At 62.2% G+C, this 16,167-nt stretch carries 14 protein-coding genes; 8 read left to right on the forward strand and 6 right to left on the reverse strand.

Translation table 11 applies throughout. The features are described 5' to 3' along the window. Nucleotides 1-89: 89 nt before the first annotated feature. The 4 genes from ACYQ2I_RS02830 to rpmG form a co-directional block, all read right to left on the reverse strand. Nucleotides 90-1,106, reverse strand: a complete 1,017-nt coding sequence (locus tag ACYQ2I_RS02830) for a sugar phosphate isomerase/epimerase family protein (RefSeq protein WP_460165473.1) — start codon at nucleotides 1,104-1,106, stop codon at nucleotides 90-92. 231 nt (nucleotides 1,107-1,337) lie between these two features. Next, nucleotides 1,338-2,237, reverse strand: a complete 900-nt coding sequence (locus ACYQ2I_RS02835) for a phosphorylase family protein (protein WP_460165474.1) — start codon at nucleotides 2,235-2,237, stop codon at nucleotides 1,338-1,340. A gap of 99 nt (nucleotides 2,238-2,336) precedes the next feature. Further along, nucleotides 2,337-4,082, reverse strand: coding sequence for a single-stranded-DNA-specific exonuclease RecJ (gene recJ, locus ACYQ2I_RS02840; protein ID WP_460165475.1), 1,746 nt, complete (start codon nucleotides 4,080-4,082; stop codon nucleotides 2,337-2,339). Between the two features lie 155 nt (nucleotides 4,083-4,237). Continuing rightward, complete coding sequence (gene rpmG / locus ACYQ2I_RS02845) at nucleotides 4,238-4,411, reverse strand: 50S ribosomal protein L33 (RefSeq protein WP_460165476.1); 174 nt, start codon at nucleotides 4,409-4,411, stop codon at nucleotides 4,238-4,240. A gap of 464 nt (nucleotides 4,412-4,875) precedes the next feature. Here rpmG and ACYQ2I_RS02850 point away from each other — a divergent pair, with 464 nt between their 5' ends. Together ACYQ2I_RS02850 and ACYQ2I_RS02855 are read left to right on the forward strand one after the other, a co-directional pair. Further along, a complete protein-coding gene (locus ACYQ2I_RS02850) occupies nucleotides 4,876-5,811 on the forward strand; it encodes a glycosyltransferase family 2 protein (protein ID WP_460165477.1) in 936 nt (311 codons plus the stop codon). Nucleotides 5,812-6,068: 257 nt separating this feature from the next. Then, the gene (locus ACYQ2I_RS02855) at nucleotides 6,069-7,304 is read left to right on the forward strand and encodes an LL-diaminopimelate aminotransferase (RefSeq protein WP_460165478.1); all 1,236 of its coding nucleotides are present in this window, start codon (nucleotides 6,069-6,071) and stop codon (nucleotides 7,302-7,304) included. A 94-nt stretch (nucleotides 7,305-7,398) separates the two neighbouring features. On the opposite strand, the gene ACYQ2I_RS02860 is transcribed toward ACYQ2I_RS02855, so the two are convergent. Continuing rightward, a complete protein-coding gene (locus tag ACYQ2I_RS02860; protein ID WP_460165479.1) occupies nucleotides 7,399-7,851 on the reverse strand; it encodes a hypothetical protein in 453 nt (150 codons plus the stop codon). A 304-nt stretch (nucleotides 7,852-8,155) separates the two neighbouring features. Between ACYQ2I_RS02860 and ald the strand changes: the two genes are divergently transcribed. The 4 genes from ald (at nucleotide 8,156) to ACYQ2I_RS02880 (ending at nucleotide 12,435) form a co-directional block, all read left to right on the forward strand. After that, a complete protein-coding gene (gene ald, locus ACYQ2I_RS02865) occupies nucleotides 8,156-9,265 on the forward strand; it encodes an alanine dehydrogenase (RefSeq protein ID WP_460165480.1) in 1,110 nt (369 codons plus the stop codon). Between the two features lie 42 nt (nucleotides 9,266-9,307). Further along, the gene (gene purE, locus ACYQ2I_RS02870) at nucleotides 9,308-9,850 is read left to right on the forward strand and encodes a 5-(carboxyamino)imidazole ribonucleotide mutase (RefSeq protein WP_460165481.1); all 543 of its coding nucleotides are present in this window, start codon (nucleotides 9,308-9,310) and stop codon (nucleotides 9,848-9,850) included. A gap of 48 nt (nucleotides 9,851-9,898) precedes the next feature. Then, a complete protein-coding gene (gene mtnA / locus ACYQ2I_RS02875; protein WP_460165482.1) occupies nucleotides 9,899-10,957 on the forward strand; it encodes an S-methyl-5-thioribose-1-phosphate isomerase in 1,059 nt (352 codons plus the stop codon). Nucleotides 10,958-11,109: 152 nt separating this feature from the next. Continuing rightward, on the forward strand, nucleotides 11,110-12,435 hold the full coding sequence (locus tag ACYQ2I_RS02880; RefSeq protein WP_460165483.1) for a Gfo/Idh/MocA family protein: 1,326 nt from the start codon (nucleotides 11,110-11,112) through the stop codon (nucleotides 12,433-12,435). Nucleotides 12,436-12,468: 33 nt separating this feature from the next. Here ACYQ2I_RS02880 and ACYQ2I_RS02885 read toward each other — a convergent pair whose 3' ends face one another. Next, nucleotides 12,469-14,118, reverse strand: coding sequence for a sialidase family protein (locus ACYQ2I_RS02885; RefSeq protein WP_460165484.1), 1,650 nt, complete (start codon nucleotides 14,116-14,118; stop codon nucleotides 12,469-12,471). A gap of 451 nt (nucleotides 14,119-14,569) precedes the next feature. On the opposite strand from ACYQ2I_RS02885, the gene ACYQ2I_RS02890 reads away from it, so the two are divergent. After that, nucleotides 14,570-15,202: a fused MFS/spermidine synthase gene (locus ACYQ2I_RS02890; RefSeq protein ID WP_460165485.1), complete on the forward strand. Its 633-nt coding sequence runs from the start codon at nucleotides 14,570-14,572 to the stop codon at nucleotides 15,200-15,202. Beyond that, on the forward strand, nucleotides 15,199-16,134 hold the full coding sequence (locus ACYQ2I_RS02895) for a spermidine synthase (protein WP_460165486.1): 936 nt from the start codon (nucleotides 15,199-15,201) through the stop codon (nucleotides 16,132-16,134). The genes ACYQ2I_RS02890 and ACYQ2I_RS02895 overlap by 4 nt, the downstream gene beginning before the upstream one ends. The last annotated feature ends 33 nt before the right edge of the window (nucleotides 16,135-16,167 follow it).

A 16,167-nucleotide genomic window follows, 5' to 3' on the forward strand; every position in this document is an offset into this window, starting at 1 on the left:
GACGAAAAAGCCCGGCGGGGCGGTGAACCTCGCCGGGCTTCCGTCTTGAAGGCCCTTTCGCATCGAAAGGGCTTACGACAAAGGGTGCATTACGCGTCTTTCTTTTGTTCTTCCTTGTCGAACGCGGCGTCGAAGGCGACGTTGCTGGGGGCGAAGTCGACCTTGCGGACGAATTCGCAGGCTTCCTTCGCACCGTGCATCCGGTCCATGCCGCTGTCTTCCCATTCGACCGACAGCGGACCTTCGTAACCGATGTCGTTCAGCGCCCGGATGATCTCTTCGAAGTTCACGCCGCCGTGCCCCAGCGAGCGGAAGTTCCAACCGCGACGCCAATCACCGAAGTCGATGTGGCTGCCGAGGATGCCCGACTTGCCGTCCAGCGTGACGATCGCATCTTTCATATGCACGTGGAAGATGCGGTCGGGGAAGTTGCGAATGAATTGCGCCGGATCGACGCCTTGCCAGATCAGGTGGCTCGGGTCGAAGTTGAAGCCGAACGCTTCGTGGTAGTTGAGAGCTTCCAAGGCCCGTTCGGCCGTGTACAGGTCGAAGGCGATTTCCGTCGGATGCACCTCGAGGGCGAACTTGACGCCGCATTCGGCGAACACGTCCAAGATGGGCGTGAACCGTTCGCGCAGCAGGTCGAAACCGGCTTCGATCATCTGCGGCGGGACGGGCGGGAACGAATACAACAGGTGCCAAATGCTCGAACCGGTGAAGCCGTTGACCACGCCGACGCCGAACTTCTGTGCGGCACGGGCGGTGTCTTTGAGTTCATCCGCCGCACGCTGGTTCACGCCGGCCGGATCGCCGTCGCCCCACACGTAGTCGGGCAGCAAGGCCTTGTGACGCTCGTCGATGTTGTCGAGAACCGCCTGCCCGACCAGGTGTGCGCTGATCGCGTAGCACTGCATGCCGAACTTGTCGAGCAGCTCGCGCTTCTTGGCGCAGTAGTCGTCTTCTTCGATCGCCTTGCGGACCTCGAAGTGGTCGCCCCAGCATGCCAGCTCGACGCCGTCGTAGCCGAATTCCTTGACGTGGCCCAACAGGGTTTCCAGCGGCAGATCGGCCCATTGGCCCGTGAACATGGTGACCGGACGTGGCATGGTGTACTCCTTCCGAACGAAATGAGGTTTTCAATCGGCGGACCGCAAAACGGTCCTGCGTGTCTCGACAACACCGGATGGTGGTATTGTGCCCATATTCCCGCCCCGCTGCAACACCCCGGCGGCATTTGCCCACGGCTGGAGACTCCCCCACACGAACCACCGACTGCGGCGGGAGGACGCAACGAACCGATAAGAAAATTCGAGGGAATCGCCGACGGAGGAGGCCGGTCAATCGACGTCCGGTTCTGTTTCGGGAGACGCCGCTCGCGGAAGTTGGGCCGTCATCGATTGCAGGAACTTGGCCAGATGATCCGAGGCGACCAGCGCCCTTTCTTTCAACCCCCAAAAGTCTTTGATGCTCGAAGGGCGGCGCCAGAGTGCGGCCACGAATGTTCCGGCCTTTTCCGTCCACTTGTGGCGGTCGAGCATGGCATCGACTTCGGGGGGAAGGCGAAAATCGAATTCGTCGCTGATGATCCGCACGGCCAAGAGCGGCATCTGGTGCGCGCGACATACCTGGGCGACGGCAAACGTCTCCATGTCAACCGCCCAGGCTCCGTATTTTTCGTGAAGCGCCTGTCTTTCCTGTTGTCGTCGGACGATGTGATCGGTCGTGACCAGGGGGGCGACGTGCAGGCCGGGGGTTTGCGCGACTGCGTCGCGGTCGACCTGAAGATCGAGCTTCAGCGACTTACCGGTGGTATCGCACACGCGATCGATCATGACGATGTCTTTGTAACGCAGTTCGGGGACGAGGCCGCCCGCGAATCCGGCGGAGACGATCCAGCGGGGGCGATGGCCCAGAAGAAGGGCTTCGGTCGCGTGGGCGGCAGCCTTGCGTCCGGGCCCGGAAATCACGATGACGACGTGGCGGCCGTCGAGATTCCCGTACCGCGCAGCAATGTGTTCTCCTTGCAGGTAGACCACGTCGGAAAGCAGGTCTTCCAATCCGCCGGCTTCGATTCCGAGGGCGAAGATGAAGCCCACATCGCACGGAGGTTGCCGGTCGGGCGGTTCCTGCGGCTGCGTTTCGGAGACGGCCTCTTCGACCTTCTGCCGAACGTGGTTCTGGACCGTCTGCGTCACCTGTTCGCGGATCAAACCTTGGACGAGCGAGCGGAAGACCATAGAACCCTCGACGGCCGACGATAGGGCGTGACGATATCGAAGCGGGAAAACCCGACGCCCTCATTGTACCACGAACTGCCGAGCGACGTTCGGCACTTTTCACACCTCGCTCGGGCGCCAGTCGACCAGTTGAAGTTCTACCCGCTGGTAGCCGCGGAAGTCGTTGATTGCCGGACGAAAGGCGATGTCGAACGGGCCGGTCGATGCTTCCAGCTCTTCCAGCCGATCGGCGGCACCGAACGCGACCGCCCGAAAGTTCGTGTCGTGCTGCCGTATCCGCATCGACAGATGGCGTCCCGATTTGCCGATCGGCTTGGCGTCGGTAATCTCGACGCCGGTGGTGCACATCAGCGGTCGGTGGTTGCCCTCGCCGAAGGGGCCGAGCGTTTCGAGCTGGCGAACCACATCGGTCGTGAACGCGGCCAAAGGGAATTCGGCGTCGATCGCCAATTCGGGCACGATTGATACCGGGTCGTAGTTCTCGGCGACATACTCGCACAATGCCGTGCGGAAGGCGTCGAGTTGTGCCGGATCGATGGAAAGGCCTGCAGCCATCGCGTGTCCGCCGTACTTGATCAGGTGATCGCCGCAGGCGGACAGGGCGTGATACAAATGGACACCGGGAATGCTGCGCGCCGAACCGGTTCCCGGCGAGGTTCCCGACCGGTCGAGACTGACCACCACCACCGGCCGGTGAAACGTCTCGGCCAGCCTTCCCGCCACGATCCCGATCACTCCTTTGTGCCACTGGTAGTCGGCCAGCACGAGCGCGGCGTCGTTTTCGGGATCGAATTGCTCTTTGGCCTGTTTCAACGCACGCAAGTAGATGCTGCGTTCGAGCGATTGGCGTTGATCGTTGAGTCGGTCGATATATTCGGCGAGTTCGCGGGCGCGTTCTTCACGCTCGGTGATCAACAGCTCGACGCCCAGCGCGGCTTGTTCCAGGCGGCCGGCGGCGTTCAGGCGAGGGGCCAGTTGAAAGGCCACATCCTCCGAATTCATCGCAGCCTTTTCGGTCAGCTTGGCGACTTCGGCGAGGATCCGCAAACCCAGCGGCGGTCGCTTTGCCATCGCGGTGTGCACGCCGTAACGCACGAGGATTCGGTTTTCGTCCAACAAAGGGACGACGTCGGCGATCGTGCCGACGGCCGCCAGGGCGACGGCTTCGACCAGGTAGCTTCGCATCTTCGGCGAGACGCGCGTGCCGTCGCCGGCCAATTGGGCCACCGCCCAGGCCAGCTTGAGAGCCACGCCCGCGCCGCTGAGTCCGTGAAAAGGATAGTCGGAGCCGGGAAGACCGGGATGGACGACGGCCGCGCAGTCGGGCAATACGGTGGGCGGTTGATGGTGGTCGGTGACGATCAACGCAATACCCAGCTCACGCGCGACCGCCGCTTCGTCGACGGCGGTGATGCCGCAATCGACCGACACGACGACTTGCGTTCCGCGTCGAGCGAGCGTTTGCAAGGCGTCGGGGTTCAGTCCGTAGCCTTCGGTCGTGCGGCTGGGAACGTAGTATCCGACGTCGCCGCCGAGCAGCTTCAGGCAGCGATAGAGAATCGCCGTGGCCGTCATGCCGTCGACGTCGTAATCGCCGTAGACGACGATGCGTTGCTTGTTTTGGACGGCGTTCCAAAGGATTTCGGCGGCTTGCGAGCATCCGGGCAACCGTTCGGGCGGCCGCAGCGCGGTCAACTGCGGATTCAGAAACGTGCGGGCTTCGCGCGGATCCTCGATGCCGCGGCAGATCAGCAGTTGAGCGACGACCGGTGGAATCTCTGCGGCACGTTGAAGGGCCGTGATCTTGTCCCGGTCATGCGGAGCGATGCGCCAACGCCGTTTCATGTCCGTCCTCGCGGCGCGCAGAAGAAAGACCGCTCGCGCGTTCGGAAGTCGAAGTCACCCGATACGCACCGACGGCGGTCGAAAAAACGAGTGATTCTTCGGAACGGCGTGTGGCCGAACCGACGAGGCGTTCCGGTAAACGCCCTGCGGAATGACTATTTCTTTTTCTCGGTGTGCCAGGTGTGGCGACGCAGCCGCGGGCAGTACTTCCGCAGTCGCAGTTTCTCACCGCCGGGCTTGCGCTTGAGCGTGTAGTTGTAGTCGCCGGTTTCTTCGCACACCAAAAAGACCGTTTCGGCCTTCTTTTTTGCTTTGCCGCCTTTGGCCATCGAACCGAACTCCTCGTGCCCGATTGATTTGCACCTGCGGCCGATTGAGAGAAATCGGCCGATCCGTATTTTACAGCGGCCTGCGGCGGTGCCCTGCGGGCAAGACCGTCACAGGCGAAGTCCCTCATTTTAACTTTCGGCGGGCCGGTTGCAAATCCCGGCCGCTTCGGCGTCGCGAAAAGTGGACACTCAGGTCGTTTTTGTGGTCGGTGTCGGCAGGTATAGCTCGATCGGTGAAGGTTATGTGGCTCACGGGTGGCATTCGGGCGCCTCGCGTGGGAAGCCGGTCTGGTCGTTGTGATCGGAATAAACTATTCTCCGCGTCCGACCGACATATGTAGGCAAGGGAACCCGTCGATGAGGGATACCGCTGCGCGGCTGGTCCCTCGAAAGAAGGGTTTTGCTGCTGGACGTTGTTGTCGGACGTGTTCCTTCCCGCTGGATCGCTGAAACAGGGTATCGCGGTGTCTCGCCTGTCCGTGATCATTCCCGTGCTCGGCAATCTCGACCGAATGGAGCAGACGCTCCTCTCGGTACTCGAGAATCGGCCCGACGATTGCGAGGTCATCGTCGTCTTGGACGAACCGTATGACGACCCCTACCACCTCGAGGGCGAGGTGCGGTTCTTGCCGCCGGAAGGCAAGCACGGTTTGGCGGCCGCGGTGAACCGGGGGCTGAGGGTAGCCTCGGCACCGCTGGTGCACATCTTGGCCTGCGGATGCGAGGTCGTCGAGGGATGGACTGAAGCGGCTGCGCGGCACTTTGAAGACGAACGCATCGCCTGCGTCGTGCCGGTCGCCCTCCAGCAGGAAAAGCCGTCGGCGATCCTGGCGGCGGGACTGGGATATGAACCGACCGGGCGACTGATTCATTTTCAGTACGGCGTGGCCGCCGACGGAATTCGTCTCGCCCATCGAACGCAAGTTCTCCCCCACGCATCGGGAGCGATCTTCCGAAAGGATTTGCTGGAATTGATCGGCGGCGCCGATCCGATGGTCGGCGATCAGTGGGTCATGGTCGACCTGGTGCTCACCTTGCAGCACGCGGGACGGTTGTCGATCTTGGAGCCGCGTTGTCGCGTGCGTGCGATGCACATCGTGGGGGCATTCCCCGGCGAATATCGACTGGCCAGCGACGCCGAAGCCTTCTTCTGGCGTTGGAACGCTCTGACCGGCTCGTGGAAACAGACTCTCCGACACGTCGGATCGTTGGCCGGCGAAGGGGTCAGCTCCCTCGTGCGATGGCAACGGTTGCCGCGTCTTTCGGGCCGGTTGGCGGGCATGCGGCGACCCAGCGGCGGGGAGTTCCTCGCGCAACGGATTCGCCGACTGCGCCGTGCCGAAGAATCGCACGCCGTTCGGCCGTTCCCCGTCAGGCAGCCGCTGGCAAAAGCCGGGTGACGAGGGTTTCCTCACCGGCGGGCAGGGGATTTTCTCGATCGAACGTTCGCTTGCGCCCGGCCGAAGCGAGCGGGTTGTCGTTCTTGCCCATCTCGTTTAAGTTACGTGGTTTTGGGGCCTTTTGCGCGTCGAAGCGGGGGCGGCCTTTGCATCGGAGCGATGGCGCCGGATGCAGCCGGACAATATCCCCACGCGGCGTGTCGGCACCTTGTGAACAACACGATCACCGACTTTATCAGGCGGCCGAGGTCATCCGGATGAGCGATCCCTATTTCCAGAAACTGTTCGCAGAACGAATCGGCGGGGCGTCCTACGGGAAAGGGACCGAGATCTACAAATTCGAGAAGATCAAGCGGGCGAAGCGCAAGGCGTTGGCCGAGCACCCCGAGCGCACGCTGATCGATTTCGGAATCGGCGAGAACGACGAGCCGGCCGCCGAATCCGTCCGCGCCGTGATGGCCGAAGAAATTCACAAGCCCGAGAACCGCGGCTACGCCGACAACGGGATTGCCGAATTCAAGGAAGCCGTCGCCCGGTTCATGAAACGGCGGTTCGGGGTCGAGCTTGATCCGACGACCGAGGTCAATCACTGCATCGGGTCGAAAACGGCCTTGGCCATGTTGCCGGCGGTGTTCATCAATCCCGGCGATGTAACGCTCTTGACGGTGCCCGGCTATCCCGTGGCGGGGACACACACCCGTTACTACGGCGGCGAGGTTTACAAACTGCCGTTGTTGCCGGAAAACGATTTCTATCCCGATCTGGACGGGATTCCCGAAGATGTTCGCCGCCGCGCGAAGTTGTTGGTGATCAACTATCCGAACAGCCCGACCGGACAGGTGGCGACGCAGGCCTTCTACGAAAAGGTGATCGAATTCGCCAAGGCGAACGACATCGTCGTCGTTCAAGACGCGGCCCACATCATGCTCAGCTTCCGCGACGAGCCGTTGAGCTTCTTGCGAGTGCCCGGCGCCAAAGAAGTCGGCGTCGAGGTCCACTCGCTGTCAAAAGGCTGGAACATGATCGGCTGGCGGTTGGGCTGGGTGTGCGGTAACCCGCTGATCGTGCGGGCGTTCGCCGATGTCAAAGACAACTGCGACTCGGGACAGTTCATCGCCATTCAAAAGGCGGGCATTGCGGCATTGGACGACGATTCGATTCCCGATCGAACGCGGGCGAAGTATCGCCGGCGATTGGAAAAGCTCGTCGCGATGCTCCGGCGATGCGGTTTTCGCTGTGAGATGCCCGGCGGAAGCTACTTCTTGTACACGCCTGCTCCGAAGGGAACTACCGACGGTCGCCGTTTCGCGAATGCCGAAGAGGTCTCACAGTACCTCATCACCGAGCACTCGATTTGTACGGTGCCGTGGGACGATGCTGGTCCGTACTTGCGATTCTCGGTCACCTACCTGGCCGAAGACGAAGCCGCGGAAGACGCCCTGATGGCCGAGACGGAATCGCGGTTGCGCGACATCGGCTTCGTCTTCGAGTGAGCGTAAGCCGGCAACACCGCTGTTGCCGGGGCGAGCAAGATCGTCGCGGCGCCTCTCCGGCGTCGGCGAACGTGAGCAACCGGAGGAAGCGGCGTCAGTCGTCCCAGTACGAGAGCTTCTTGACATGACTCAAGAAGCTGGTCGTGATGGCGTCGAAGACCTTGGCCTGCGCCTGGAATTCCCGATCTTCTCCTTGACAGAAGAAGGCGTAGGTTGCTTGCTCGGTTTGCACGCAGCGGATCGTGGCCGTGCACACCAGATCGAGGAAGAAGAAATTCATCTCGTAGCCGACGAGTTTGCGGCCGCCGAGCGAAACGGTTTGCGATTCAGAATCGACGGTGTCGTATTCCAATTCCATCGTCTTCAGGACCGATTCGGCCAGTCGGTGAGGATCGGCATCGCGCGGATGGACGCTGACCGACCAGAATGCACCTCCGGGGCTGTAGACGGCCACGGACGACTTGCCCGCCAGCATCTCGGAATGGTCCAGCTCCCAACCGTCGGGATACATGAATCGCAATCCGCGGTGAATGTATTCCTGCGGCATCGAGCGAACTCCCCTATCATGCCGTGAGAACGATGGTTTCGGCCGCCGCGCTGTGTGCCCGGCAGTCTTTCTCATTGTACCCCGCGGCAAAATGCTGCCGAATGGGGGTGGTTCGGCGGGCCGCTGCCGGAAAGCCCGAACAGGGGGCCCGGTCGATGCGACGCGCTCCCGAATCGTCGAACCGTTGTGCCGGATTGGTGTCTCCCCGGGGTGTCCGCAATATAATGACACGCAACCGATAGGGGGTATTCGACCGACCGTTCGATCCGCGAGGGTGGGCCATGGCGATTCGGGAGGGCTTGTGATGATTATCGGCGTTCCGCGGGAGATCAAGCGTGACGAGTACCGCGTGGGCATCTTGCCTGCCGGAGTCGAAGAGTTTACCAAGGCGGGGCATCGCGTGCTGATCGAGGCGGGGGCGGGCCTGGGGTCGGGGATCGCCGATCACGAGTATCTTCAGCACGGCGCCGAAATGGTCGCCGGCCCCGAGGAGATCTACGGCCGCGCCGACATGGTGATCAAGGTCAAAGAACCGCAGCCGCAAGAAATCGAGCTGATCCGGCCGGGACAGATCCTCTTCACGTATTTTCATCTGGCCGCCGATCGACAATTGACCGAAGCGCTGCTCGAGGCGAAAGTGACCGCCGTGGCGTACGAAACATTGCGGACCGACGACGGCCGCTTGCCGCTGTTGACGCCGATGAGCGAGGTCGCCGGCCGCATGAGTATTCAGGAAGGGGCCAAGTACCTCGAACGGCCGCAGATGGGCCGAGGGATCCTGCTCGGCGGTGTGCCGGGCGTACAACCGGCGCATATCACCGTTCTCGGCGGCGGTGTGGTGGGCGCGAACGCGGCGAAGGTGGCTGCGGGATTCGGTGCCTCGGTGTCGATTCTCGATATCGATGTGGATCGTCTACGCTATCTCGATGATGTGATGCCGCCGAACGTCACCACCTTGTACAGCGACAGTTACAACATCCGGCACGAGCTGGGACGCTGCGATCTGCTGATCGGAGCCGTGCTCGTACCGGGCGCGCGAACGCCCGTGCTCGTGCATGAAGACGACCTGCGACTGATGAAATCGGGAGCCGTGTTGATCGACGTGGCCGTCGACCAGGGCGGATGTATCGAGACGAGCCGCCCCACCACGCACAGCGATCCGACCTTTATCGTGCACAACGTCGTGCACTACTGCGTGGCGAACATGCCCGGTGCCGTGGGACGCACCAGTACGTTCGCGTTGTGCCACAGCACCCAACCTTGGGCGCGGCGGATCGCCGATTTGGGAATCCTCGAAGCCGCCAAGCGGTACCGGCCGATCGCCAGGGCGGTAAACATCTACGAGGGCGAGTTGACCAATCGGGCGGTCGCCGATTCGTTCCAAATCCCGTACAATCCGGCTTTCGACCTGTAGTCGCTTCTGTCGATCGGCTGAAGTCCGCATGTTTGGGAGTTCATGATGTCGGAAAACGGAAAACCGATTCGTGTCGGTATCGTAATGGGCAGCGACAGCGACTGGCCGAAGATCCGCAAAGCCGCCGACGCGCTCGACGAGTTCGGCGTGGGGTACGAGGTCCGCGTGATGAGCGCCCATCGCACTCCTGCGGCGGTTCAAGAATACGCCGAAACGGCCTACGAACGCGGTTTGCGCGTGATCATTGCTGCGGCAGGCGGCGCGGCGCACTTGGCAGGCGTGGTGGCCGCACATACGGTGTTGCCGGTCATCGGCCTGCCCGTCCCGACCCAATTGGCCGGAGGATTGGACTCGCTCTTGTCGATGTCGCAAATGCCCGGCGACGTGCCCGTGGCGACGATGGCCGTCGGTATGGGCGGTCCTCGAAATGCCGGCCTGCTGGCCGTTCAAATCTTGGCCCTCAGCGATCAGTCGCTGCACGGAAAACTCGTGCAGTTCAAGAATGATCTTGTCGACAAGATCAAAGCGAAGGACGCCGCCTTGCAAGAGGCGATCGCGCGGGAACGGGAGCAGCGTGACGGCTGAAACCGCCGACGGCACCCATGGGAAATCGAAACCGAGTGGAGTCTTTTCGTGGATCAATCGTTGCAAACGCTTGAGTGGATCGGCGGGATCGACGGCTATCTGCGTCTGATCGACCAGACGAAGTTGCCCGTCGAGTTGACCTATTGCGACTGCCGCGATGTCGAAACGTTGTGGGAGGCCATCAAGGTGCTTCGTGTCCGCGGGGCACCGGCGATCGGGATTGCCGCGGCGTACGGCGTCGTGCTGGGGACGCGTTCGGCTGCCGCGGGCAGCACGGACGATTTCTTTGCGGCCTTGGCGAAGACGATCGAGTATCTCGCCTCGAGTCGGCCCACTGCGGTGAACCTGTTTTGGGCCTTGCAGCGGATGGAAGCAACGGCCCAAGCCGCTCGCGATTTGCCGCCGGCACGGTTGCTCGAACGTTTGTTGCAAGAGGCGAAAGCCATCCATGATGAAGATCGCCGCATGTGCCATGCGATCGGCGAGCACGGTGCGGCGTTGATCGAAGACGGTTGGGGCGTGCTCACGCATTGTAACGCCGGCGGTTTGGCCACGGCCGAGTACGGTACGGCGTTGGCCGTCTTCTACGCCGCGCACGAGGCCGGGAAACGCATTCATGTCTACGCCGACGAAACGCGCCCCTTGTTGCAAGGTGCCCGCCTGACCGCGTGGGAGCTTCAGGCCCACGGTGTGCCGGTTACGCTCATCTGCGACAACATGGCCGGGCAGGTCATGCGCGAGGGGAAGATTCAAGCGGTCGTGACCGGTGCCGACCGCATCGCGGCGAACGGCGACGCGGCCAACAAAATCGGCACCTACTCGGTGGCCGTGCTCGCCAAGCATCACGGTATCCCCTTCTACGTAGCGGCCCCGGCCAGCACGTTCGATCTGTCGCTGGCCGACGGTTCGGCGATTCCGATCGAGCAACGCGATCCGCGCGAGGTGACGCACGGATTCGGACGGCAAACGGCGCCGGAGGGCATCGACGTGTACAATCCCGCCTTCGACGTGACGCCCGCCGAGTTGATCGCGGGACTCATTACCGATCGAGGCGTCATTCAGCCGGTGACGCCGGAAGAAATCCGGCGCGTGCTCGGGGACGCGTGAACTTTGGGGTCGGCGATGGTGATTCGGTTGCCGACACTGCCGCGCAATTGAAAAACTTTGACGCGCCCGCTGTGTGCGCGGTACGATCCGAGCGGTTTTCGGCCGTCTTTTCGGCCGGTTGTTGTTGCCGGTTTCTCTGTAGGAGGCTCGCCATGGATCGCTCATCTACTCGCGCGCACGGCATCACACGCCGCCGATTCGCCGCCGCGGGGGCGGCCGTCGGCCTTGGGTTGTCGGCTGCCTCGTATGCCCGCGCGGCGGGAGCGAACGATCGCGTCCGCCTGGCGTTTATCGGCGTCGGCAACCGCGGAAGCCAACTGCTCGATGCATTCCTTACACACGACGACGCCGAGCCGGTCGTCTTTTGCGACGTGTACGAGCCGTATCTCGACCGGGCGCGCGAACGGGTCGGAAGGCCCGTCGATACGACGATCGACTTCCGGCACGTTCTCGATCGCAACGATGTCGATGCCGTGGTGATTGCGACCCCGGACCACTGGCACGCCTTGATGACCGTGTGGGCGTGTCGGGCGGGCAAAGACGTGTACGTCGAAAAACCGTTGTCGGTGACCGTCGTCGAAGGCCGCAAGATGGTCGAAGCGGCGCGCGAACATGGCCGCGTCGTTCAGGTCGGCACGCATCGTCGCTCGTCGACACTCTATCATCGGGCCGCGGAACTGATCGGCTCGGGCGGCATCGGCAAGGTGACCGTCTCGCGGGCGTACCGCTTGAGCAACATGTTTCCGGATGGCATCGGCAAGGCCCCGCCGAGTGATCCGCCTTCGGGATTGCACTGGGACTTGTGGCTGGGACCGCGTCCGGCACGGCCGTTTCAGGCTACGATCGCGCCGTACAAGTTCCGCTGGTGGCATTTGTATTCGTCGCAGATGGCCAACTGGGGCGTGCATTACCTCGATGCGATCCGCTGGTTGACCGGCGAGGAGGCGCCCTCGGCGGTGTGTGCGATGGGCGGGCGATTTGCCGTCGATGACGACCGAACCATTCCCGACACGCTGGAAGTCACCTTCGAGTTCGCCTCGGGACGATTGGCCGTGTTCGGCCAGTACGAGGCGTCGGGAAACCCGGCCTTGGCGAGCGGCGAAATCGAACTTCGCGGAACCCAAGGTACCGCCTATATCGACGAACGCAGGCTCAACGTCGTTCCCGAAAAAGGCGGACAGTTCCAAACCGGCGGCTTACGGATGGACCCGATCGAGTGGGCGGAAGAATCCGGCGGTAACGCGGGGTTGACTGCCGCGCATGCACGAAACTTTCTCGATTGCATCAAGTCGCGTCGAACACCGAACGCCGATGTCGAGATCGGCCACCGCTCGACGACCTTCGCGTTGATCGCGAACATCGCCTTGGCGACGAAGTCGCGACTTGAATGGGATCCCAAGCTTGAGCGCTTCACGAACCACGCCGATGCGAACCGGCTGCTGCACTACGAATACCGCAAGCCGTGGCGACTCGATTGACCGGTCAATGATCCTCGCTCGGCGACATTCCCGTCAGCGATCGCGGAAGCGTTCGATGCGATGGAACGTCATGAAGTTCGCATCGTGGTAGTTGTGCGCGCCGCCTAGGCCGTCGTCGTATGCCGTGCGGGAAACGGCGATGATGTCGTCGTCCTCCAACAGCCAATCGACGTATTGAAAGCCGTGGTACTTCGTTTCGGGATGATGCAGGATCGTCGCCCGGACCGTCCACGTGCGCAGGTCGGGTGAACTGACCAACGCCAGCGTGTTCCGCACGCGATCGGGTTCGCCTCCGTCGTAGTTTTCGGGGAGCGTGTTGACCAGCGACCAGTATCGGCCCGACGCCCGGTCATAGCGAATCGTGAACTTCTTGGCGCCGCCGGGAAAGGAGATGAAGTCGCGCGACGGATCGAAGCGGGCGGTGCGACCGTCGGGACCGATGTGGATCATTGCCGCGGTGTTGCCTTGCGGCCGCCGGTGGACGCGCAGGATGTCCACGATCTCGCCCTCGGGAGTGACGACCGCGTTCCCCTCGAGCCAACCGCCGAACTCGCCGTTCAACCATTCGGGGTTGCGAGGAAGGCGCTCGCTGAAGGTCCAGTTTCGGGCGTCGAGCAGGTCGACTTCGACGGGGACGGACATCATCAACGCACGAAAGTGGGCTCCCCATCCGCCTCCGCCCATCGCATCTTCCATCCCCCGCCACAGACGACCGGCGTGTTCGATTACCGGGACCGGCGCGCAGTGATAGCGTGCCGAATCGTCCAGTAACCCGGTCTTTTCGTCCCGCGGCTCGGTCCAGGTGTAACCGCCGTCGGTCGAGCGACGAATCACGGCCGGGCCGTACTGTCCACCCGTGCCGATCAGGTACAACGCGCCGCGATGGGTGAACAGCGTCGACCAGAATTGGTCGGGAATGCGGGCGATTCGCTCCCAGGTGCGTCCCTTATCCGTCGAGCAAAAGACGAGCGTGCATTGTGCGCCTTCGCCGGGACCGAACAGATCGTGCGAGGCGACGTACGTACCGTCCTCCAGCTTCGCAATGCTCGGTGAGCCGATGTACAAGCGGCTTGCGGCCGGTTGGTGATCGATGACGACACCCGGAACGCGCGACAAGTCGGGCCGAGGCACGCCCTCGACCAGTCGGATGTGCGCGGCCGCAATCATCGTACCCGTCCAGCCCAATTGACGGACGACACAAGGAAGCACCTTCGGCGACAGGCGGTATACGGCCAGCGGTGTCCGGTTCGCGTCGGTGTAACAAAAGCCGTCGGCAGGGACGCGATCCCAATCGTCGGGGGCGACCGCCGCGGCGGAAGTGATCGCGTACACGTCGGCCTCGGCAGGCCGCGATTCGATGCGCAGAAAGGCCGCTTCGCCGCCGGGGAGTCGCGTGAACGTCAGTCCCTGCAAGCAGGCCGGAATATTCTCGAACACGTATCGCCGGTTGGAAAAGGCGAGGGCCGACTCTTCGAATCGCCCAAGTTCTGCCTTTTGGGCGGCGATTGTCACAAGCCCCTGTTCGGCTCCTGCGGTCGATGCTGAACCGGCCGTCGCGCAGACGATGCCGAGCACGATCGTCGGTATCGAAACAGGTAGAAGACGGCTGTGCCGAACGATCGGCATCGCGAACAGTTTCGGCAGGTTTCGGTTGCGGGGATCGTTGGACACCGAGTCGGTCATCGGAACGCTTCCTGTGTGGGTCGGTGGGGACAGACATACCTTGAGAATGCCCGCCAGTGTGATTCGCGCGGAACAACGATGCAACATGGGCATGCTGCACCCGGGGGTCGGATAAAACGAGTGGGCTGGAAATAGCGGTTGCGCGGAATCGAGTGGTCGGCGTTGCCGATCGCGCCCCAAAAACGCCTTCTCGTGAATATCGCGCTCGCTTCTTCTCCGGTTCCCCTCTTTATGGTGGAGGCTTGTGCGAAAAATACGGCGTACTCACGGGAATTCTCGAGGGGCGTCGAAAATTTTTCCTATGATTGATTCGAGGCACCTGTGAGATGGCATCCTGGAGAGGGGCACCGAAAAGTGGTATTGTAGACAAAGTTTGGTTGTGCGGACCGACGGGGCAAGCGTTCCCGAATGCCGATGCGGGGCAATCGGCGGAGTCTGGTGATCCCAGTCCATGAGCATCGTCAAAAATGCGGCCGTCTTACTGACCGCCTTTACCTGCGGTTGGATCATGATGGGCCTGGAAATCCTCGGCGGACGGATGCTGTCTCCCGATTTCGGGAGCGGCGTGTTCGTGTGGGGAAGCATCATCGGCGTGTTCCTGTTGTCGCTGAGTGTCGGATATTTTCTCGGCGGGATTCTCTCGGCGCGGTGGCCCTCGCATCGGGGACTGGCAATCGTGATCATTCTCGCGGCGCTGGCGCTGCTGCCCACCGCCGTGTGGTACCGTGAAATCAGCGGCTTCTTCGTGCTGACCGACTGGAACGAACGCTGGGGCTCACTGGCGGCGGCGTGCGCGCTGTTTCTCGTACCCTCATGCCTGTTGGGGATGGTGTCGCCGTACTGCATTCGACTGTTGGTGCACGACGTGAAAAGCTCGGGCGCCATCGCCGGAAGGCTGTACGCGGTTTCGACCATCGGCAGCTTCCTGGGCTGCCTGCATACGGCGTTCTACCTGATCTTGTGGGCGGGGATTCATCAGATCCTGTTGATTGCCGCCGGGTTGTTGGTAGCAACGGCCTTTTTCTTGTGGATCGTGTGTGAGGCCGCCGAACGTGCGTCGAAGCGGCAAGGAGGAAACGCATGAAGCCGGTCGGTATGCTGCGTCGCCGAAACGCCTGGATGCTTGTCGCGCTGTGGCCGGTGTTTGCGATGACCGCCTGCACCAGTCGTTCGCAGGGCGAAACGCGGACATTGTTCGAGCGGGAATCGCTGTACCATTACGTGCGCGTGGTCGAACAAGGCGACGTTCGCTACTTGCAATTCCGCCGACGAGGATCGGACTACGACGAGTCGGCCATTCGGTTGAGCGATCCGCTCGATTTTCCGCTGAACTACTATCGGCTGATGTTCGCCGGATTGGCGCATCAGCCGGAACCGAAACGCATTCTGTTCGTGGGGCTGGGCGGCGGCACCCTTCCGCGGGCGCTGCACCATTATTTCCCGCAGGCGAAAATCGACGTTATCGAGTTGGATGAGGTCGTCGTCGAGGCGGCCGTTCGCTACTTCGGTTTTCCTGCCGACGATCCGCAGATCGACGTGTTCGTTCGCGACGCGCGCGTCCAGATCAACCGCTTCGTTCGCGAGAAACGAAGCTACGACTTGATTTTTCTCGATGCCTTCCGCGGTGGATACATTCCTTACCATCTGACCACGCGCGAGTTCTTCGAGGCCGTGCGGGCGATCCTTGACGAAAACGGCGTCGTCGTCAGCAACTTGCAAGCCGGATTTCGCTCGTACGACTATCACCGGCGGACGTTGGCGGCCGTCTTCCGAAACGATTGGTCGTACGGCGATCGGGCCAACGTGATCGTGGTCGACAGCAACGAACCGAACCCGCCGACGCACGAAGAACTCATCGCCCGCGCTCGCCGGTTGCAAGAAAAGCTCGATCTTCGTTTCCACTTGCCGTCGATCATCGAAGCCGGCGGCATGCGGGACAATTACGAGCGGTCGGGACGCATCTTGACCGACGACTACGCGCCGACCGACGTCTTGCGCGGTATCCCGCGTGAATGAGGCCGTGGGCATTTCCTGCCGACGTATCTTCCC

The organism is Thermostilla marina (assembly GCF_054657455.1).